At 73.9% G+C, this 17789-nt stretch carries 18 protein-coding genes and 1 pseudogene; 16 read left to right on the forward strand and 3 right to left on the reverse strand.

The genetic code is table 11. The features are described 5' to 3' along the window. The coding region (locus tag SZN_RS27015) for a ferritin-like domain-containing protein (RefSeq protein ID WP_007500978.1) at window positions 1–1038 on the forward strand (1038 nt) is incomplete at its 5' end. Window positions 1039–1051: 13 nt separating this feature from the next. Here SZN_RS27015 and SZN_RS27020 read toward each other — a convergent pair. Then, on the reverse strand, window positions 1052–1720 hold the full coding sequence (locus tag SZN_RS27020) for a ThuA domain-containing protein (RefSeq protein ID WP_007500980.1): 669 nt from the start codon (window positions 1718–1720) through the stop codon (window positions 1052–1054). Window positions 1721–1978: 258 nt separating this feature from the next. Between SZN_RS27020 and SZN_RS27025 the strand changes: the two genes are divergently transcribed. After that, window positions 1979–2611, forward strand: coding sequence for a VOC family protein (locus SZN_RS27025; protein WP_007500983.1), 633 nt, complete (start codon window positions 1979–1981; stop codon window positions 2609–2611). 75 nt (window positions 2612–2686) lie between these two features. Then, window positions 2687–3094 carry a VOC family protein gene (locus SZN_RS27030; protein WP_078508969.1) on the forward strand — a complete coding sequence of 136 codons (408 nt, stop codon included), beginning with the start codon at window positions 2687–2689 and terminating at the stop codon, window positions 3092–3094. On the opposite strand, the gene SZN_RS27035 is transcribed toward SZN_RS27030, so the two are convergent. Next, on the reverse strand, window positions 3071–3784 hold the full coding sequence (locus tag SZN_RS27035) for a helix-turn-helix domain-containing protein (protein WP_043733367.1): 714 nt from the start codon (window positions 3782–3784) through the stop codon (window positions 3071–3073). The two genes, SZN_RS27030 and SZN_RS27035, sit on opposite strands and share 24 nt — an antisense overlap. Window positions 3785–3901: 117 nt before the next feature. Then, complete coding sequence (locus SZN_RS27040) at window positions 3902–5053, reverse strand: YihY/virulence factor BrkB family protein (protein ID WP_007500989.1); 1152 nt, start codon at window positions 5051–5053, stop codon at window positions 3902–3904. 132 nt (window positions 5054–5185) lie between these two features. Between SZN_RS27040 and SZN_RS27045 the strand changes: the two genes are divergently transcribed. The 13 genes and pseudogenes from SZN_RS27045 to SZN_RS40120 form a co-directional block, all read left to right on the forward strand. Then, entirely contained in the window at window positions 5186–6820 is a 1635-nt protein-coding gene (locus SZN_RS27045; RefSeq protein WP_007500991.1) for an acyl-CoA dehydrogenase family protein, read from the forward strand. 360 nt (window positions 6821–7180) lie between these two features. Beyond that, entirely contained in the window at window positions 7181–8452 is a 1272-nt protein-coding gene (locus SZN_RS27050) for a GAF domain-containing protein (RefSeq protein ID WP_007500993.1), read from the forward strand. Window positions 8453–8614: 162 nt separating this feature from the next. After that, on the forward strand, window positions 8615–9907 hold the full coding sequence (locus SZN_RS27055; protein ID WP_007500995.1) for a hypothetical protein: 1293 nt from the start codon (window positions 8615–8617) through the stop codon (window positions 9905–9907). A gap of 81 nt (window positions 9908–9988) precedes the next feature. Continuing rightward, window positions 9989–10561, forward strand: a complete 573-nt coding sequence (locus SZN_RS27060) for a GNAT family N-acetyltransferase (RefSeq protein WP_007500997.1) — start codon at window positions 9989–9991, stop codon at window positions 10559–10561. A gap of 127 nt (window positions 10562–10688) precedes the next feature. Continuing rightward, window positions 10689–10772, forward strand: coding sequence for a putative leader peptide (locus tag SZN_RS43370; protein ID WP_310887545.1), 84 nt, complete (start codon window positions 10689–10691; stop codon window positions 10770–10772). 127 nt (window positions 10773–10899) lie between these two features. After that, the gene (locus SZN_RS27065) at window positions 10900–12597 is read left to right on the forward strand and encodes a nitrite/sulfite reductase (RefSeq protein WP_007500999.1); all 1698 of its coding nucleotides are present in this window, start codon (window positions 10900–10902) and stop codon (window positions 12595–12597) included. Beyond that, entirely contained in the window at window positions 12594–12770 is a 177-nt protein-coding gene (locus tag SZN_RS41580; RefSeq protein WP_007501000.1) for a hypothetical protein, read from the forward strand. Before SZN_RS27065 ends, SZN_RS41580 begins: the two co-directional genes overlap by 4 nt. Then, complete coding sequence (locus SZN_RS27070; RefSeq protein ID WP_007501002.1) at window positions 12767–13477, forward strand: phosphoadenylyl-sulfate reductase; 711 nt, start codon at window positions 12767–12769, stop codon at window positions 13475–13477. Before SZN_RS41580 ends, SZN_RS27070 begins: the two co-directional genes overlap by 4 nt. A gap of 3 nt (window positions 13478–13480) precedes the next feature. Further along, a complete protein-coding gene (cysC, locus tag SZN_RS27075; protein WP_078508966.1) occupies window positions 13481–14059 on the forward strand; it encodes an adenylyl-sulfate kinase in 579 nt (192 codons plus the stop codon). Beyond that, window positions 14056–14994, forward strand: a complete 939-nt coding sequence (cysD, locus tag SZN_RS27080; protein ID WP_007501007.1) for a sulfate adenylyltransferase subunit CysD — start codon at window positions 14056–14058, stop codon at window positions 14992–14994. Before cysC ends, cysD begins: the two co-directional genes overlap by 4 nt. A 2-nt stretch (window positions 14995–14996) precedes the next feature. Beyond that, window positions 14997–16325, forward strand: coding sequence for a sulfate adenylyltransferase subunit 1 (locus tag SZN_RS27085; protein WP_007501014.1), 1329 nt, complete (start codon window positions 14997–14999; stop codon window positions 16323–16325). 208 nt (window positions 16326–16533) lie between these two features. After that, the gene (locus SZN_RS27090; protein ID WP_007501016.1) at window positions 16534–17634 is read left to right on the forward strand and encodes an aliphatic sulfonate ABC transporter substrate-binding protein; all 1101 of its coding nucleotides are present in this window, start codon (window positions 16534–16536) and stop codon (window positions 17632–17634) included. Window positions 17635–17668: 34 nt separating this feature from the next. After that, a pseudogene (locus SZN_RS40120) lies at window positions 17669–17789 on the forward strand (ABC transporter ATP-binding protein); the annotation flags it as partial.

Here is a 17789-nt window from a genome sequence, read left to right on the forward strand (position 1 = left end):
GCCGGGCCCGCGCAGGCGGCGCCGCTCGCGGCGGCCGCGTCCGGGTCGGTGGCGCGTCTGATGGCCGTACCGCGCGAGGGCCGCGGCGCCGACTGGATCAGGTCGGCGCTCCAGGTCGCCGTGGGGCTCGAACTCGCCACCATCCCGCCCTATCTGTGCGGCTGGTGGTCGGTGAAGGACCAGGGCAGCGAGGTCGCGCGGATGATCCGGCACATCGTCGGCGACGAGATGCAGCACCTCGGCCTCGTCTGCAACATGCTGGTCGCCGTGGGCGGGAGGCCCCGGATCAAGGCCGCGGCGCCGGTGTACCCGGGCCCGCTGCCGGGCGGCGTCCGGGCCGGGGTGACCGTCTATCTGTCGGGGCTCACCAAGCCCTTCGTACGCGACGTGATGATGGCGATCGAGGCGCCCGAGGAACCGCTCACCAGCGGCGCCGTCTCCTCCCCCACCGTGGGCGAGTTCTACGGCGGTCTGCTGGACGCGTTCCGCGCGCTGCGGCCCGAGCTGTCCGCGGCGGGCCAGGTGACCACCTACGTCGGCGGCGACGAGCTGCGCCCGGTGCGGACCCTGGCGGAGGTCGAGCACGCCATCGGTGTCATCAGGGAGCAGGGCGAGGGCACCGAGAGCTCCCCCAACGAGTCCTTCGAGGACGACTTCCCGGCCCACTACTACGCGTTCGGCGAGATCTACCACGGCCGCGGGCTGCGCGCGACCGACGCGGGCTGGCGCTACACCGGCCCGCCCGTGCCCTTCCCGGACGCGCGCCCGATGGCACCGGTACCGGCCGGCGGCCGCCGCGGCGCCCCGGCCGCCGTGAACCGGCTGCTGTTCCGCTTCGACGCCATGTACAGCACCGTCCTCGACTCCCTGGACGCCGCCTGGGCGGGCGGCGGCGCCCGTACCCTGAACGCGGCCGTGCACACGATGCGCGGACTGGAGTACCCGGCCGTCGAGCTGATGGAGACCCCCATCCCCGGCACCCGGACCACCTACGGCCCCCAGTTCCACGCCCTCCCCAGACCGGTCCGCGGCGCCTGAACCGGACGGCCGCTCACCCGTGGGGACGCTCCGTGGCGGGGCCGGCGGAGGACCAGGCCAGGGCGCCTTCCAGGTGGGTGCGGAAGTGGGGGTCGGCGTAGGCTTCGGCGGCGTGGCCGAGGGCGGTGTAGAAGACCCGGCCGGCGCCCTGGTCGCGGCACCACACCAGCGGGTGGTCGGCGCCCATGCCGCCGCCCTCGTAGGACGACTCGTCGGCGCGGGCCAACACCCTCACCGCGCCACGGGGGTTGGTGCGGAAGTCGTACCACTCGTCGGTGAAGTCCCAGGCGGCGGGCAGGTGTCGGGTCGCGGGGTGGTCGGCGTCCTCGACGACCACCGTGCCCGGCTGGTGGGCGGGGTGGCGGGCGAAGCGGGCGCCGAGCAACTCGCCGTAGTAGGGCCAGTCGTACTCGGTGCAGGCGGCCGCGTGCACGCCGACGAAGCCGCCGCCCGCCTCGACGTAAGCGGCCAGCCGGGTCCGTCCGGCGGGGGTGAGGACCTCGCCGCTGGTGGAGAGGAAGACGACGGCGGCGTAGCCGTCGAGGGGGCGCTCGAAGCTCGCGGGGTCCTCGGTGTGGTCGACCTCGAAGCCGCCGAGTGCGCGCAGCGCCTCGACACCGGCCGGGATGGAGGCGTGCCGGTAGTCGGCGGTGCGGGTGTGGACGAGGAGTCGGCGGGCCATGGGCCGAGCCTAGTGCGGTGACCGGGAGGGTTCACCGGCTCGCGACGCCCGGCCACAGCACCAGGGCGTGCTGCGAAAGTCCCGTCCGTCCCGTCGTGACGCCCGGTGCGGGCTGCCGGCCGGCACGCCGGGAGCACGCGCCGGACGCCGCGCCCCGACGGGCGGTCGTCGCCCGCCGTGGCACCTGTGCCGTGCCCAACACGCCTGCGGGGCACAGGTGTTCCGTGACGCGGGCGGTGCTGCGTAGCCTCGGGTGCGATGAACTCCCTTCCCGCACACCTGGATCATCTCGTCCTCGCGACGCCGGACCTGGCCGCCACGGTCGCCGACTTCGCCCGGCGGACCGGCGTGACCCCCGCCCCGGGCGGTGTGCACGTCGGGTTCGGCACCCGCAACCACCTGGTGTCGCTGGGCAACGGCGGCTATCTGGAGATCGTCGGACCGGACCCGGAGCGGCCGGACCCGGGCCGGCCGCGCCCGTTCGAGGTCGACGGGATCGCCGGTGCGCGCCCGGTGACCTGGGCGATCAGCCCGCCCGACCTGGACGCGGCCATCGCCGCGGCGCGGGCCGAGGGCTACGACCCCGGGCCCGCCCAGCCGATGAGCCGCCGCAGACCCGACGGCACGCTGCTGCGGTGGCGGCTCACCGACGGCGACGACGCGCACCCCTCCGGTCTCGTGCCCTTCCTGATCGACTGGGGCGGCTCACCGCACCCCACCGCCTCGGACCTGCCCGTCACCCCGCTGCTGTCCCTGTCGGCGAGCGCACCCGACCCCGCCGCGATCCGCCCGCTGCTGGCGGCGCTCGGTACGGACCTCGCCCTCACCGCGGGCCCGGTGGCGCTGTCGTTCACCGTGGACAGCCCGCGCGGGCCCGTGACCTTCCGCTGAGCGGGACGGTCCGTGTCCGCGGCGGTGTCCGATTCCTTCAAGACCGGTGACGACCGGTCCGCCTACGGTGACGGCATGACTCCCCGATTCGACGCCATCGGCCTCGTCGTCGCCGACATGGCCGCCTCCGTCGCCTTCTACCGCCGCCTCGGCCTCGTGTTCCCCGAGGGCGCCGAGAGCGAACCGCACGCCGAGGCCGCGCTGGGGGGCGGACCGCGGCTGCTGCTGGACACCGAGGCGTCCGTGCGGTCCTTCCACCCGGGCTGGCGGCCCCCCACGGGCGGTGGCCGGGCCTCCCTCGCCCTGCGCTGCGCGGATCCGGCCGAGGTCGACTCGGTCTACGGCGAACTGGTGGGCGCCGGGTACCACGGCGAACTCCAACCCTGGGACGCGTTCTGGGGGCAGCGCTACGCGAGCGTGTGCGACCCGGACGGCAACGGCGTCGACCTGTTCGCCCCGCTACCCGCCGCCCCGGCCGAGTAGCTCCCCCAACGGCACACCCGCCAACTCCTTCACGTCCCGGGCGAGATGGGCCTGGTCGGCGAAGCCGCTCAGGGCGGCCGTGGCGGCGAAGGGGGTGCCGGCCCGCGCGAGTGCGAGGGCGCGCTGGAGCCGCAGTACCCGGCCGAGCGTCTTGGGGCCGTAGCCGAAGGCGGTCAGACAGCGGCGGTGCAGCCGGCGCGCGCCGAGGCCGAGCCGGTCGGCGGTCGCCGAGACCGGATGCCCCGCGTCGAGGGCCGTGACGATCCGGCGCAGCAGCGGATCGGGCGGCGGGGCGTCGGCGGCCAGTTCGAGGGCCGCTTCCTCCAGGGCGCGGGCCATGTCCGCCAGGGCCGCCCCGCCGCCGTCGGCCGCCCCGATCCGCGCGCTCAGGCGCCGTACCCGGGGCGCGGGCCGCAGGTCCGCGAGGTCGAGCCGCCGGTCGCGCACCTCGTGCGCGGGCACGCCCAGCAGGGCCGGCGCGGTCCCGGGGAAGAACCGGACGCCCAGCCAGGGGCCCGTACCGCCGCCGGCGCAATGGGCGCGGGTGTCGGGCCCGGCGACCAGCAGCCGGCCGTCGTTCCAGAGCAGGTCCATGCACCCGTCCGGCAGGACGCACCCGCTGTCGCCCGCGGAGGGTGTGTTCGTCCAGACGACGGCCCCCGGGAACCGGGACGCCCTCTCCTCGTACACCTGGCCCAGCGTAGACGGCCCGGCGGCGGCCCGGCCGTCCCCGCCTGTGCCGCGGCGCCGTCCGCTGGGGCGGACCGACCCGCCCGGCCCCGCGGCGCGGGCCCCGCGGTCACGCGGTCAGTGCTTGTCCGGGCCCTCGGGTCGGTGGGGGCTGTGCGGGTGGCTGCTCTTGACGTGGGTCCGCAGGCGGGACGTCAGGTCCTCGGGCGGCAGGAAGCGCGACCACCGCTCGGGGAACTCCGAGGGCATGTCCGGGTCGTCCGGGTCCTGCTCGCGCACGGCGGTGGCGCGGGCCACGTACTCGGCGACCTGGGCCTCGCGGGCCCGCTCGTTCGCGGCGCGGGCCGCGGCGGTGGCGGCGGCGGGCCAGACCCGGTCGATCGCGGCGTTGACCGCGGCCCCGACGAGGACGGCGAACGCGGACACGCCGATCCACAGGAGCACGGCCACGGCGGCGGCCAGCGAACCGTAGATCGTCGCGCCCTCGATGGTGTTGGTCAGGTAGATGCGCAGCAGGAAGCTGCCCAGCACCCACATGCCGAGGGCGACGAGCGCGCCGGGCACGTCCTCGATCCAGGGCGAGCGCACCGGCACGGACACGTGGTAGAGCGTGGTCAGGAACGCCACCGACAGCACGAGCACGACCGGCCAGTACAGGATCTGCACGACGGTCGTGGACTCCGGGACGAGCCGCACCACCGCGTCGGGGCCGGCCACCATCAGCGGCAGCGCGACCGAGCCGATCAGCAGGGCCGCGAGGAACAGCAGGAAGGCGACGAGGCGCGTGCGGACGATGCCCCGGACGCCGTCGAGGCCGTACATGACGGTGATCGTGTCTATGAAGACGTTCACCGCGCGCGAGCCCGACCACAGGGCGAACAGGAAGCCGACGGAGATCACGTCGGGGCGCCCGCCGTTCATCACGTCGTCCAGGATCGGCTGGGCGATCTGGCGCACGCCCTTGTCGGACAGGACGGTGCGGGACGCCTCCAGCAGGTTGGACTCCAGGCTCGTGATCGTCTCCGTGCCGGTCCAGTCGTCGACGTAGCCGAGGAGGCCGATGAGGCTGAGCAGCAGCGGGGGGACCGAGAGCAGGGTGAAGAAGGCCGCCTCGGCGGCGAGGCCGAGGATGCGGTACTCGATGCAGGAGTTGACGGTGTCCTTGAGCAGCAGCCAGGCGGTCCTGCGCTTGGAGACGTTCCGGTAGAGCGCACGCGCCCGGTGGAGGCGCCCGGAGGGCTGCTCGGAGGATTCACTTGCTGGCTGCACGAACCAAAGGTATCCGCAGCGCGGGGGCGCTCTCGTCGCGGCGCCGGGTGGGTGCCCCCGCGGCCGGTCCGCCCGCCGCGCCGCCGCCACCGGGCCGGGCACGGCGCCGCGCGCGGGGGTAGGTTCACCGCCATGGCAGGCAGCACCCACACCGTGACCAACCAGCCCCCGCCCCTGACCGGGTACGACGCCTACAGCGCCGACCTGGCCCTGGCCTCGGCCGTCGAGCGCCACCTCGCCCCGGAGCTGCGCGACGAGGTGCGCGCGGAGCTGGCGGCGCTCGGACGCACCTGCGGCTCGGCGCAGGTGCAGGAGTGGGGGGCGCTGGCGAACGCGAACCCCCCGCGGCTGCGCACCCACGACCGCTACGGGCACCGCGTCGACGAGGTGGAGTTCCATCCGTCCTGGCACCGGCTGCTCGGCAAGGGCGTGTCGGCGGGCCTGACCGCGGCCTGGACCCGGCCGGGCGGGCACGTGCGCAGGGCGGCGGCGTTCCTGCTGTGGACGCAGGTGGAGGCCGGCAACGGCTGTCCGCTGTCCATGACGCACGCGGCGGTCCCCGCCCTGCGCGCCGACCCCGGGCTGGCCGCCGAGTGGGAGCCCCGGCTGACGTCCAGGGTGTACGACCGGGAGCTGCGGCCGGCCGGGCTGAAGGCCGGCGCCCTGTTCGGGATGGCGATGACCGAGAAGCAGGGCGGCAGCGACGTCCGCGCCGGCACGACGGCCGCCGAGCCGCTGGCCGAGCCGGGGACGTACGCGCTGCGCGGGCACAAGTGGTTCTGCTCGGCCCCGATGTCGGACGGGTTCCTGGTGCTGGCGCGGGCGCCGCGGGGGCTGACGTGCTTCCTGGTGCCGCGGGTGCTGGCGGACGGCGCCCGCAACGTGTTCCTGATCCAGCGCCTCAAGGACAAGCTGGGCAACCGGTCCAACGCCTCGGCCGAGGTCGAGTTCGACGGGACGTGGGCGCGCCGGGTGGGTGAGGAGGGGCGCGGGGTGCCCACCATCATCGAGATGGTGGCGGCGACCCGGCTGGACTGCGTGCTCGGTTCGGCGGGGCTGATGCGGCAGGCGGTCGCGCAGGCGGTGCACCACTGTACGTACCGGAAGGCGTTCGGCGGCAGGCTCGTCGACCAGCCGCTCATGCGCAACGTGCTGGCCGACCTGGCCGTCGAGTCGGAGGCGGCGACCACGCTCGCGCTGCGGCTGGCGGCCGCCCGCGACGACGGCGGGGAGCGGGAGCGCGCGCTGCTGCGGATCGCGGTGCCGGCCGCGAAGTACTGGGTGACGAAGCGGTGCGCGCCGCTGGCGGTGGAGGCGTCCGAGTGCCTGGGCGGCAACGGCTACGTCGAGGAGTCCGGGATGCCCCGGCTGGTGCGGGAGTCCCCGCTGAACTCGGTCTGGGAGGGCGCGGGCAACGTGCAGGCGCTGGACGTGGTGCGGGTGCTGCGGCGCGAGCCGGGGGCGCTGGACGCGTATCTGCGGGAGGTGGGGCTCGCGCGCGGCGCCGACCACCGGCTCGACGCGGCGATCAGGTCGCTGCTGACCGGACTGGCGGATCTGGAGGGTGTCGAGGGGCGGGCGCGGCGGCTGACCGAGCGGCTCGCGCTGGTCCTCCAGGGGTCGCTGCTGGTGCGGTTCGCGCCGCCGGAGGTCGCCGACGCGTTCTGCGCCTCCCGGCTGGGCGGCGACGGGGGCGCCGCCTTCGGCACGCTGCCGTCGACGCTGGACCTGGCGTCCGTGGTGGACCGGGCCCGACCGCGGCTGTGAGGCGCCGCGCGGGCGGGGGCGCGGGCGGAGGTGGGGGGTGGTGCTGCGCCGACACGGCACCACCCCCGCTCAGGGCCCGTGGCGGGCCGCGGACGCCGCTCGGGACGGCGTCGCTCAAGTCTCGATCAGGCCAGGGCGGTCCACCAGGGTTGCAGGGGGTTGCAACTTGTCGGCGGCTGTGTGCGGACTGTGTCCCTCCGGGCGCGGCGGGGCGGCACCACGAAGCGCGCACGAGGAGGCGCAGGTCCCGGGATTCCGGTCACCGGGGACGGGTCGCGGAACCCGGGTCAGGGGATTCCGCCCGGCAGGCGCCTCGCGGGACGTACGGTCAGGACGAGATCTCTCACCGGGGAGGACCCTTTGGCGCTCTCGCCGACGGACGTGACGCAGCTGGCCGCCGTGGACTCGGCGCGTGCGGCACGCGTGCTCAGCGAGGTCCGCGCGGCCACCCTTTCCGGACAGCGGTCCCCCGTGGCGCCGCGCCCGGTCATCGAGCGCTCCTGGGAGCGGGCGCGGCGGCACGGAGTGGATCCGGAGCACGACTTCCGCTCGCGTCCGCTGACCCGCGAGGAGGTGCGGCGGCGGCGGGAGGCCACGGCGATCCGGCATGTGCTGCCGGTGCTGCGCGAGGGGCTGCTGTCGGTCGCGGACGTCGCCCGGCACATCATGGTCGTCGCCGACGACGAGGGCCGGGTGCTGTGGCGGGAGGGCAACGCCTCGGTGCTGCGCGCGGCCGACGGCCTGGGGTTCGAAGTGGGCGCCGACTGGCGGGAGGAGGTCGTCGGCACCAACGGCGTCGGCACACCGGCCGTGGTGCGCCGGCCCGTTCAGGTCTTCGCCTCCGAGCACTTCCACCGCTCGCAGACCTCCTGGACCTGCTCGGGGGCTCCGCTGACGGACCCCCGGGACGGCAGCCTGCTGGGCGTGGTGGACGTCAGCGGGCCGCTGGAGACCATGCATCCGGCGACCCTGGCCTGGGTGGACTCGGTGGCCAAGCTCGCCGAGGCCCGGCTGCGGGAGCTGCATCTGGGCTCGCTGGAGCGGTTGCGGGCGGTGGCGGCCCCGGCGCTGGCCCGGCTCGCCGGGCGGGCCCTGGTGGTGGACCGGGACGGCTGGACCGCGGCCGTGACGGGGATGCCGTACACCGGCCGGGTCGCGCTGCCCACCCCGCTCGCGCCGGGGCCGCGGTGGCTGCCGCCGCTCGGGCTGTGCGCGGTGGAGCCGCTGGCGGACGGCTGGCTGCTGCGGGTCTCGGAGGAGCCGGTGCCCGAGGGGCCCGCGCGGATCGCGCTGGATCTGACGCGGCCGCGCCGCTGTTCGATGACGGTGTCCTGCGGCGCCGCGTCCTGGACCCGTGAACTGAGTCCCCGGCACGCCGAATTGCTCTACCTGCTGGCGCTGCACCCGGCGGGGCGCGGCGCGGCGGCGCTGGCCGAAGAGATGTTCGGCGATCCGGGCCGCACGGTCACGGTGCGTGCCGAGATGTCCCGGGTGCGGCGTTATCTCGGCGGGTTCCTGGAACACCGGCCGTACCGCTTCCGCGAGGACGTCGAGGTCGCGATGCTGCTGCCGGACAACCGCCGTGACCTGCTGCCTCATTCGACGGCACCGGCCGTGGCGCGGGTCCGGTGACCGGGTGCGGCGGGGTCGGGCGCCACTCTTCTTTCGCATATTTGCAGGGTCTTAGTCCGCAACCGTGCCTACCTGCCGTAGCATCCTGTACCGGGCCACCCCGCCTGCCCTTCGGTCAACGCACGGACCGGTGAACGCAGTTGGCTCGCCCCGGGAGGTTTGATGAAGCACCGCGGCAGACATCGCCGACGCAGGCAGGGCCGGGCGCTGCGCGCGTTCCTCGCCGGAACCGCTCTCGCGCTCACCGCCGCCGCCACGATGATCAGCGCCTCACAGGCCACCGTCGGGGACAACCCGGGGGCTCTCACACCGCTCACCAGGGCCGCGCAGACCAGGCCGCTCACGCTTCAGGAGCAGTTGGTCCCGCAGGCGTCCCTGGACGAACTGGCCGCCCGGATGGGCAAGCCGGTCGGTGTGCACGCCGTCCTGGAGAGCGCCGACCGTGCTCTGCGCGGCGGGTCGGACTGCACGGCCGGCGAGCGCGCGGCGGCCCTGCCGGTGGCACCGGCCGCGACCCGCGCCTACTGCTGGGACCGCGCCGGCACCCGGGCGTGGCGGGCGGGTGCCCTCACCACCTCGGGCGACGCCGACGACGACGGCTGGTGGAACGACAGCCGGGTGATCCTCTCCGGCTGGAGCCGCGCCGGCGCGGACCGGGGTCTCGCCCGGGTCGCCTTCGTCGACGCGGGGGACATGGGCCGGCTGCGGTACGCCTCGGCCCTGCTGGTGATCCCGGTGGACGGCGGCCGGGACTACCGCGCGCTGGCCTCGGACCTGTCGGGCATGGTCTGGTACCAGGACAAGCTGCTGGTCACGACCGGCGACGGCCTGTACGTGTACGACATGCACCGGGTGCAGCGCACCACGGTCACCAGTGCCGCGGTGGGCCGGGTGAAGGCGGGCTGGTCGGGCGCGGGCCAGCGGTTCGTGCTGCCGGCCGTCGGCTCGTACCGGCTGAGCGGGCCGGGGGCCGTGCCGCGGCTCGGCGCCGTCTCGCTGGACCGCAGTACGGCGCCCGACAGCCTGGTCGCGAGCGAGCGGACCGCGCCCGGCAGCGAGCGGGAGGCCCGGCTGTGGCGCTACGACTTCAGCGCGGACCCCGCGCGGGCGGGCCTGCTGGACACGGACGCCACCGGGGCGGCGCCGGCGGTCGAGGCGTACGCGACGAAGGCGTCCGGCGTCGAGGGCGTGCTGGCGCGGCGCGGGCCGGGCGGGGACCGCTCCGACTGGTACGTGGGCCGCGCCCCCGGCAGCACCGACAGGCAGGGCAGCCTGTGGCGCCAGGACACCGAGGGTGCCGAGGCGACGCGCTGCGGCTCGCAGGACGCGCCCCGCTGCTGGGGCGGCAAGGTCGGTCCGCTGTCGTACTGGGAGGAGACCGGTGAGGTCTGGTCGCAGTCGGGCCGGATGCTGTACGCGCTGCCGCTGGCGTCGATCGGCGAGGCGCTGGGATAGCGGCCCGACCGGCCCCGACCGGCCCCGGGACGGGCGGCCGCCGATCGACAGACCGGCCGCCCGGGTGATTCCCTGGCCGTCATGACGAACATCCCCGTGACCACCTGGTCCCTGGAGCAGACCTCGCCCGACGACCTCCTGCCGGCCGCCGCCCCCGAGGGCGACGTGCGGATCGTCCGGGCCGAGGTGCCCTCGCCGGAGTTCAGCCGGTTCCTCTACGCGTCCGTGGGCGGCGACATCCGCTGGGTGGACCGGCTGGGCTGGACGTACGCGCGGTGGCAGGAGCATCTGGCGCGTCCGGGCGTGGAGACCTGGGTGGCCCTGGACCGCGGGACCCCGGCCGGCTACGTGGAGCTGGGGGCGCAGGACGACGGGGTCGTGGAGATCGCCTACTTCGGCCTGATTCCGGCTTTCCGCGGGCGCGGGATCGGCGGCCACCTGCTGGCGTACGGTGCCGCCCGCGCCTGGGACCTGGCGGAGCGGGTGCCGGGGCGGGCCCCGACCAAGCGGGTGTGGCTCCACACGTGCAGCAAGGACGGGGTGCACGCGATGGCCAACTACCAGCGGCGCGGCTTCACCCTGTTCGCCACCGAGGTCCGGGAGGAGGCCGAAGTGGCGGCACCGGGTCCGTGGCCCGGTGCCTACCCCGGCTGAGCTGGGAAGAAACCGTCCGATACGGGCCATGTGACCGACACCACCCTTGTCTCATCTGACGGGACAAGGGTGTCCACATTCTGGATGAAGCTGGACTGTGTCCAGAACGCCGTGCCACGCTTCCGTCATGCCTGGAACTGGAATTGCCTTGGTGAGTCGGCGACACGTCGACCTGGGCCGTATGTCCAGCGCCATCTGTCCGGCGCGCTGACAGCCCCGCAGCGCCCGACGTCTCTCTTCTTCCGCCTCATTCCCGCGCAAGGACGCGCAGGTTTGCCCTTGCGCGCGTACGCGCAGGTCAAAGCCGCTTTCCGCCTGTCCCGAAGGACGTATCAACCATGGCCGCCACCCCGCAGAAGCCTGCCGCCGCGACGCCCCGCCGCAAGGTGAGCCGCCACCGCGGCGAGGGCCAGTGGGCGGCGGGGCACCACACCCCGCTCAACGGCAACGAGCAGTTCAAGAAGGACGACGACGGTCTCAATGTGCGGACACGCATTGAGACGATCTACTCCAAGCGCGGCTTCGACTCCATCGACCCCAACGACCTGCGCGGACGGATGCGCTGGTGGGGTCTGTACACCCAGCGCAGGCCCGGGATCGACGGCGGCAAGACGGCCGTCCTGGAGCCGGAGGAGCTGGACGACTCGTACTTCATGCTGCGGGTGCGGATCGACGGCGGCCGGCTGACCACGCGGCAGCTGCGGGTGATCGGCGAGATCTCCCAGGAGTTCGCCCGGGGCACCGCGGACATCACCGACCGGCAGAACGTCCAGTACCACTGGATCCGGATCGAGGACGTGCCCGAGATCTGGAACCGCCTGGAGGCCGTCGGCCTGTCCACCACCGAGGCGTGCGGCGACACCCCCCGGGTGATCATCGGCTCGCCGGTCGCCGGCATCGCCGAGGACGAGATCATCGACGGCACCTCCGCCATCGACGAGATCCAGACCCGCTACATCGGCAGCAAGGAGTTCTCCAACCTGCCGCGCAAGTTCAAGACGGCGATCTCCGGCTCACCGCTGCTCGACGTCGCCCACGAGATCAACGACATCGCCTTCGTCGGGGTGGAGCACCCCGAGCACGGCCCCGGCTTCGACCTGTGGGTCGGCGGCGGCCTCTCCACCAACCCGAAGATCGGCGTCCGGCTCGGCGCCTGGGTGCCGCTGGCGGAGGTCCCGGACGTCTGGGCGGGCGTGATCGGCATCTTCCGCGACTACGGCTACCGGCGGCTGCGCACCCGCGCCCGGCTGAAGTTCCTGGTCGCCGACTGGGGCGCGGAGAAGTTCCGCCGGGTCCTGGAGGACGAGTACCTCCAGCGCGAGCTGGTCGACGGGCCCGCCCCGGCGCAGCCGGTCCGGCGCTGGCGCGACCACGTCGGCGTGCACCGGCAGAAGGACGGCCGCTTCTACGTCGGGTTCGCCCCGCGGGTCGGCCGGGTGGACGGCACGACCCTGACGAAGATCGCCGATCTCGCCGAGGCGCACGGCTCGGGCCGGGTCCGGACCACCGTCGAGCAGAAGATGATCGTCCTCGACGTGGCGGAGGAGCAGGTCGACTCGCTCGTGGAGTCCCTGGAGGCACTGGACCTCACGGCCAGGCCGTCCTCGTTCCGGCGCGGCACCATGGCCTGCACCGGCATCGAGTTCTGCAAGCTCGCCATCGTGGAGACCAAGGCGCGCGGCTCCCAGCTGATCGACGAACTGGAGCGCCGGGTCCCGGACTTCGACGAGCCGCTCACCATCAACATCAACGGCTGCCCGAACGCCTGCGCCCGTATCCAGGTGGCGGACATCGGTCTCAAGGGCCAGCTCGTCGTGGACGAGCGGGGCGAGCAGGTGGAGGGCTACCAGGTGCACCTGGGCGGCGCGCTCGGCCTGGAGGCGGGCTTCGGCCGCAAGGTGCGCGGGCTGAAGGTCACCTCCGAGGAGCTGCCCGACTACATCGAGCGGGTGCTCAAGCGGTTCCAGGCGGAGCGCGAGGAGGGCGAGCGGTTCGCGGTCTGGGCCGCGCGCGCCTCGGAGGAGGCCCTGTCATGAGCGAGCGGGCGGCCCCCTTCTACTGCCCGTACTGCGGCGACGAGGACCTGCGGCCGAGCGAGGCCGGCCACGGCGCCTGGGAGTGCGCGGCCTGCAACCGCGCCTTCGGGCTGAAGTTCCTCGGGCTGCTCGCCCGCGGTCCGCGCCACGACGTGGGGGGAGACGGGATATGACCGGGCTTCAGGAAGAACGCACGACCGACGGCCTCAGGGCGCTCGCCGAGCAGGCGGGCCGCGACCTGGAGGACGCCTCCGCGCTGGAGATCCTCCGGTGGGCGGCCGCCGCCTTCGGGCCGCGTCTGTGCGTCACGTCCTCGATGGAGGACGCGGTGGTGGCGCACCTCGCCTCCCGCGCCCTGCCCGGCGTGGACGTCGTCTTCCTCGACACGGGCTACCACTTCGAGGAGACCATCGGCACCCGGGACGCGGTCGAGGCCGTGATGGACGTCAACGTCCTCACGCTGACCCCGCTGCGCACCGTCGCCGAGCAGGACGCCGAGCACGGGCCCCGGCTGCACGACCGCGACCCCGACCTGTGCTGCGCGCTGCGCAAGGTCGAGCCGCTGGAGCGCGGGCTGCGCGGGTACACGGCCTGGGCGACCGGACTGCGCCGCGACGAGTCGCCGACCCGGGCCGGCACCCCCGTCGTGGGCTGGGACGACAAGCGCCGCAAGGTGAAGATCTCCCCGATCGCCCGCTGGACCCAGGACGACGTGGACGCCTACGTCGCCGAACACGGCGTGCTGACCAACCCGTTGCTGACGGACGGCTACGCCTCGGTCGGCTGCGCCCCCTGCACCCGCCGGGTGCTCCGGGGCGAGGACGCGCGCGCCGGCCGCTGGGCGGGCCGCGGCAAGACCGAGTGCGGACTGCACGGCTGACCCATGACCCGATCCCCCGCGTCCTCAGCGAATCTGGAGAACCACGTGACGAGCGGAGCCACCGTCTGGCTCACGGGTCTGCCCAGCGCGGGCAAGACCACCATCGCCCGCGAACTCGCGGACCGGCTGCGTGCGGAAGGCCGCCGCGTCGAGGTCCTCGACGGCGACGAGATCCGCGAGTTCCTCTCCGCCGGCCTCGGCTTCGGCCGGGCGGACCGGCACACCAACGTGCAGCGCATCGGCTTCCTCGCCGAACTCCTCACCCGCAACGGCGTTCTGACGCTGGTCCCGGTGATCGCGCCCTACGCCGAGAGCCGGGAGGCGGTGCGGGTCCGCCACCGGAAGGGCGGCTCGCCGTATCTGGAGGTGCACGTGGCCACACCGCTCGACGTGTGCTCCGTACGCGACGTGAAGGGCCTGTACGCCAAGCAGGCCGCGGGCGAGCTCAGCGGGCTCACCGGGGTCGACGACCCGTACGAGGCACCCGAGTCGCCCGATCTGCGCATCGAGTCGCAGCACCAGACCGTGCAGGAGTCCGCGGCGTCGGTGTACGCCCTGCTCACCGAAAGGGGACTGGCATGACGACGACCGTCGCCACGCGGCAGGAGGGTACGGACAGCCCGTACGCCCTCTCGCACCTGGACGCGCTGGAGTCCGAGGCGGTGCACATCTTCCGTGAGGTGGCGGGGGAGTTCGAGCGGCCGGTGATCCTGTTCTCCGGCGGCAAGGACTCCATCGTCATGCTGCACCTGGCGCTGAAGGCGTTCGCGCCCGCGCCGGTGCCCTTCACGCTGCTGCACGTCGACACCGGCCACAACTTCCCCGAGGTGCTGGAGTACCGGGACCGCACGGTCGCCCGGCACGGGCTGCGGCTGCACGTCGCCTCCGTGCAGGACTACATCGACCGGGGCGTGCTCAGGGAGCGCCCGGACGGCACCCGCAACCCGCTCCAGACGCTGCCGCTGACGGAGCGCATCCAGTCGGAGAGGTTCGACGCCGTGTTCGGCGGCGGGCGGCGCGACGAGGAGAAGGCACGCGCCAAGGAGCGGGTGTTCTCGCTGCGGGACGAGTTCTCCCAGTGGGACCCGCGCCGCCAGCGCCCGGAGCTGTGGAACCTGTACAACGGCCGGCACGCCCCCGGTGAGCACGTGCGCGTCTTCCCGCTGTCCAACTGGACCGAGCTGGACGTCTGGCAGTACATCGCCCGCGAGGGAATCGAGCTGCCGCAGATCTACTTCGCGCACGAGCGCGAGGTGTTCCGGCGCGCGGGCATGTGGCTGACCGCGGGCGACTGGGGCGGCCCCAAGGACGGTGAGAGCGTCGAGAAGCGGCTCGTGCGCTACCGGACCGTCGGCGACATGTCCTGCACGGGCGCCGTCGACTCCGACGCGGTGAGCCTGGAGCAGGTCATCACCGAGATCGCCGCGTCCCGGCTCACCGAGCGCGGCGCGACCCGCGCCGACGACAAGATGTCCGAGGCCGCGATGGAAGACCGCAAGCGCGAGGGGTACTTCTAAGCATGAGCACGACCACGGAACTCTCCGAGACGACCCTGCTGCGGTTCGCCACCGCCGGCTCCGTCGACGACGGCAAGTCGACCCTGGTGGGCCGGCTGCTGCACGACTCCAAGTCCGTGCTCACCGACCAGCTGGAGGCCGTCGAGCACGCCTCGCGCAGCCGCGGGCAGGACACCCCGGACCTCGCGCTGCTCACCGACGGACTGCGGGCCGAGCGCGAGCAGGGCATCACCATCGACGTGGCCTACCGCTACTTCGCCACGCCCCGGCGCCGCTTCATCCTCGCCGACACCCCGGGCCATGTGCAGTACACCCGCAACATGGTCACCGGCGCCTCGACGGCCGAGCTGACGGTGGTCCTGGTCGACGCGCGCAACGGCGTCGTCGAGCAGACCCGCCGGCACGCGGCGATCGCGGCGCTGCTGCGGGTCCCGCACGTGGTCCTCGCCGTGAACAAGATGGACCTCGTCGGCTACGAGGAGTCCGTCTTCGCGGCCATCGCCGAGGAGTTCACCGCGTACGCCCTGGAACTGGGCGTCCCGGAGATCACCGCCATCCCGATCTCGGCGCTGGCCGGCGACAACGTGGTGGACGCGTCCGCGACCATGGACTGGTACGGCGGGCCCACCTTCCTGGAGCACCTGGAGACGGTCCCGGTCAGCCACGACCTGAGCCACTGCCACGCCCGGCTGCCGGTGCAGGTCGTGATCCGCCCGCAGACCGCCGAGCACCCCGACTACCGGGGCTACGCCGGTCAGATCGCCGCCGGTTCCTTCCGGGTCGGCGACGCCGTGAGCGTCCTGCCCTCGGGCCGCACGTCGCGGATCTCGGGCATCGACCTGCTGGGCGAGCCGGTCGACGTCGCCTGGACCAGCCAGTCGGTGACCGTCCTGCTGGAGGACGACATCGACGTCTCGCGCGGCGATCTGATCGTGCCGGCCAAGGACGCGCCCGCGACCACGCAGGACATCGAGGCCACGGTCTGCCACGTCGCCGACGCCCCGCTCACGGTCGGCCACCGGGTGCTGCTCAAGCACGGCACCCGCACGGTGAAGGCGATCGTGAAGGACATCCCGTCCCGGCTCACGCTCGCCGACCTGTCGCTGCACCCGCACCCCGGCCACCTCGCCGCCAACGACATCGGCCGGGTGAAGGTGCGCACCGCGGAGCCGCTGCCGGTGGACTCCTACGCCGACTCGCGCCGCACGGGCTCGTTCATCCTGATCGACCCGAGCGACGGCACCACGCTCACCGCGGGCATGGTCGGCGAGTCCTTCGCCTCGCCGGAGCCGGTCAAGGACGACCCCGACGACGACGGCTGGGACTTCTGACGTGCGGGCCCCCGACCCCTGGTCCACGTTCGCGAAGGAGGGCGGCCGCGTCGGCGGCGGCACCCTCGGCAGCGGACAGGGCGGAGTGGCCCGATGTGCGCCCTGACCGGCGCGCACCCGACACGCGCCGCCCCGGACCATCCCGCCGATTCCCCGGCCACGACCTGACACGGGCGTGCGCGCCGGGCCACCGAGAGGAACATCTCCCGTGCCTGCCCTCCCCGCCCCGCGCCGGACGCTCGCCGTCGTGGCGGCGCTGCCGCTGCTCGCCCTCACGGCGTGCGGCTACGGCTCGCAGGCCCGGGTGGACACCGAACGGCCCGTCGCCGGGGCGGCGAAGGTCGACGGCCTGGACTCGGTGCGGATCGGCTACTTCGGCAACCTCACCCACGCCACCGCGCTGGTCGGCCGGCAGCAGAAGCTGTTCCAGAAGGAACTGGGCGGCACCCGGGCGCGGTTCGCCACCTTCAACGCCGGGCCGTCGGAGATCGAGGCGCTCAACTCCGGCTCGATCGACATCGGCTGGATCGGCCCCTCCCCCGCGATCAACGGCTATCTCAAGGGCCGGGGCGAGAACCTGCGGATCATCTCCGGTTCGGCCTCGGGCGGCGTGAAGCTGGTCGTGAACCCGAAGAAGATCAAGTCGGTCGGGGACGTGAAGGGCAAGCGGATCGCCACGCCGCAGCTCGGCAACACCCAGGACGTGGCGCTGCTCAACTGGATCTCCGGGCAGGGCTGGAAGGTCGACGCGCAGAGCGGCAGGGGCGACGTCTCCGTCGTGCGCACCGACAACAAGATCACCCCGGACGCCTACAGGTCCGGTTCCATCGACGGCGCGTGGGTGCCCGAGCCGACCGCGTCCAAGCTCGTCGCCGAGGGCGGCAAGGTGCTCCTGGACGAGTCCGACCTGTGGCCGGACAAGAAGTTCGTGATCACGAACGTCGTCGTGTCGCAGACGTTCCTCAAGGAGCACCCGAAGGCCGTGGAGGCCGTGCTGCGCGCCTCCGTGAAGGCCAACCGCTGGATCGCGGCGGAGCCGGAGCGGGCCAGGGCCGCGGCGAACGCGCAGCTCGCGGCCGACACCGGCAAGCTGCTGCCGGCCGCCGTACTGGACCCGGCCTGGCGCTCGATCCGGGTCACCGACGACCCGCTGGCGGCCACTCTCCGCACCGAGGCGGACAACGCGGTGAAGGCCGGCCTGCTGGAGAAGCCCGACCTGCGCGGCATCTACGACCTGGGCCCGCTGAACCGGGTCCTGAAGGCCGAGGGCGAACCCGCGGTCGACGACGCCGGTCTCGGCACCCGGTAACCCCCATCCACCGAGTTCCCAGGAGGTGACGACCATGGCGACCGCCCTCGCCAAGGCATCCGGCACGGCCGCGTCCGTGGAGCGGGCCGCGCGCATCGACCACGTCTCGAAGTCCTTCGCCGGCCCCGCCGGGCGGCAGCTCGTCCTCGACGACA

The organism is Streptomyces zinciresistens K42 (assembly GCF_000225525.1).
Classification (GTDB): domain Bacteria; phylum Actinomycetota; class Actinomycetes; order Streptomycetales; family Streptomycetaceae; genus Streptomyces; species Streptomyces zinciresistens.

What these genes read in the sequence shown, in the direction of transcription:
- SZN_RS27020 (WP_007500980.1), bottom strand. Translation starts at nt 1,720, where the DNA reads ATGGCCCGCCGACTCCTCGTCCACACCCGCACCGCCGACTACCGGCAC.
- SZN_RS27025 (WP_007500983.1), top strand. Translation starts at nt 1,979, where the DNA reads ATGAACTCCCTTCCCGCACACCTGGATCATCTCGTCCTCGCGACGCCG.
- SZN_RS27030 (WP_078508969.1), top strand. Translation starts at nt 2,687, where the DNA reads ATGACTCCCCGATTCGACGCCATCGGCCTCGTCGTCGCCGACATGGCC.
- SZN_RS27045 (WP_007500991.1), top strand. Translation starts at nt 5,186, where the DNA reads ATGGCAGGCAGCACCCACACCGTGACCAACCAGCCCCCGCCCCTGACC.
- SZN_RS27055 (WP_007500995.1), top strand. Translation starts at nt 8,615, where the DNA reads ATGAAGCACCGCGGCAGACATCGCCGACGCAGGCAGGGCCGGGCGCTG.
- SZN_RS27060 (WP_007500997.1), top strand. Translation starts at nt 9,989, where the DNA reads ATGACGAACATCCCCGTGACCACCTGGTCCCTGGAGCAGACCTCGCCC.
- SZN_RS43370 (WP_310887545.1), top strand. Translation starts at nt 10,689, where the DNA reads ATGCCTGGAACTGGAATTGCCTTGGTGAGTCGGCGACACGTCGACCTG.
- SZN_RS27065 (WP_007500999.1), top strand. Translation starts at nt 10,900, where the DNA reads ATGGCCGCCACCCCGCAGAAGCCTGCCGCCGCGACGCCCCGCCGCAAG.
- SZN_RS41580 (WP_007501000.1), top strand. Translation starts at nt 12,594, where the DNA reads ATGAGCGAGCGGGCGGCCCCCTTCTACTGCCCGTACTGCGGCGACGAG.
- SZN_RS27070 (WP_007501002.1), top strand. Translation starts at nt 12,767, where the DNA reads ATGACCGGGCTTCAGGAAGAACGCACGACCGACGGCCTCAGGGCGCTC.
- cysC (WP_078508966.1), top strand. Translation starts at nt 13,481, where the DNA reads ATGACCCGATCCCCCGCGTCCTCAGCGAATCTGGAGAACCACGTGACG.
- cysD (WP_007501007.1), top strand. Translation starts at nt 14,056, where the DNA reads ATGACGACGACCGTCGCCACGCGGCAGGAGGGTACGGACAGCCCGTAC.
- SZN_RS27085 (WP_007501014.1), top strand. Translation starts at nt 14,997, where the DNA reads ATGAGCACGACCACGGAACTCTCCGAGACGACCCTGCTGCGGTTCGCC.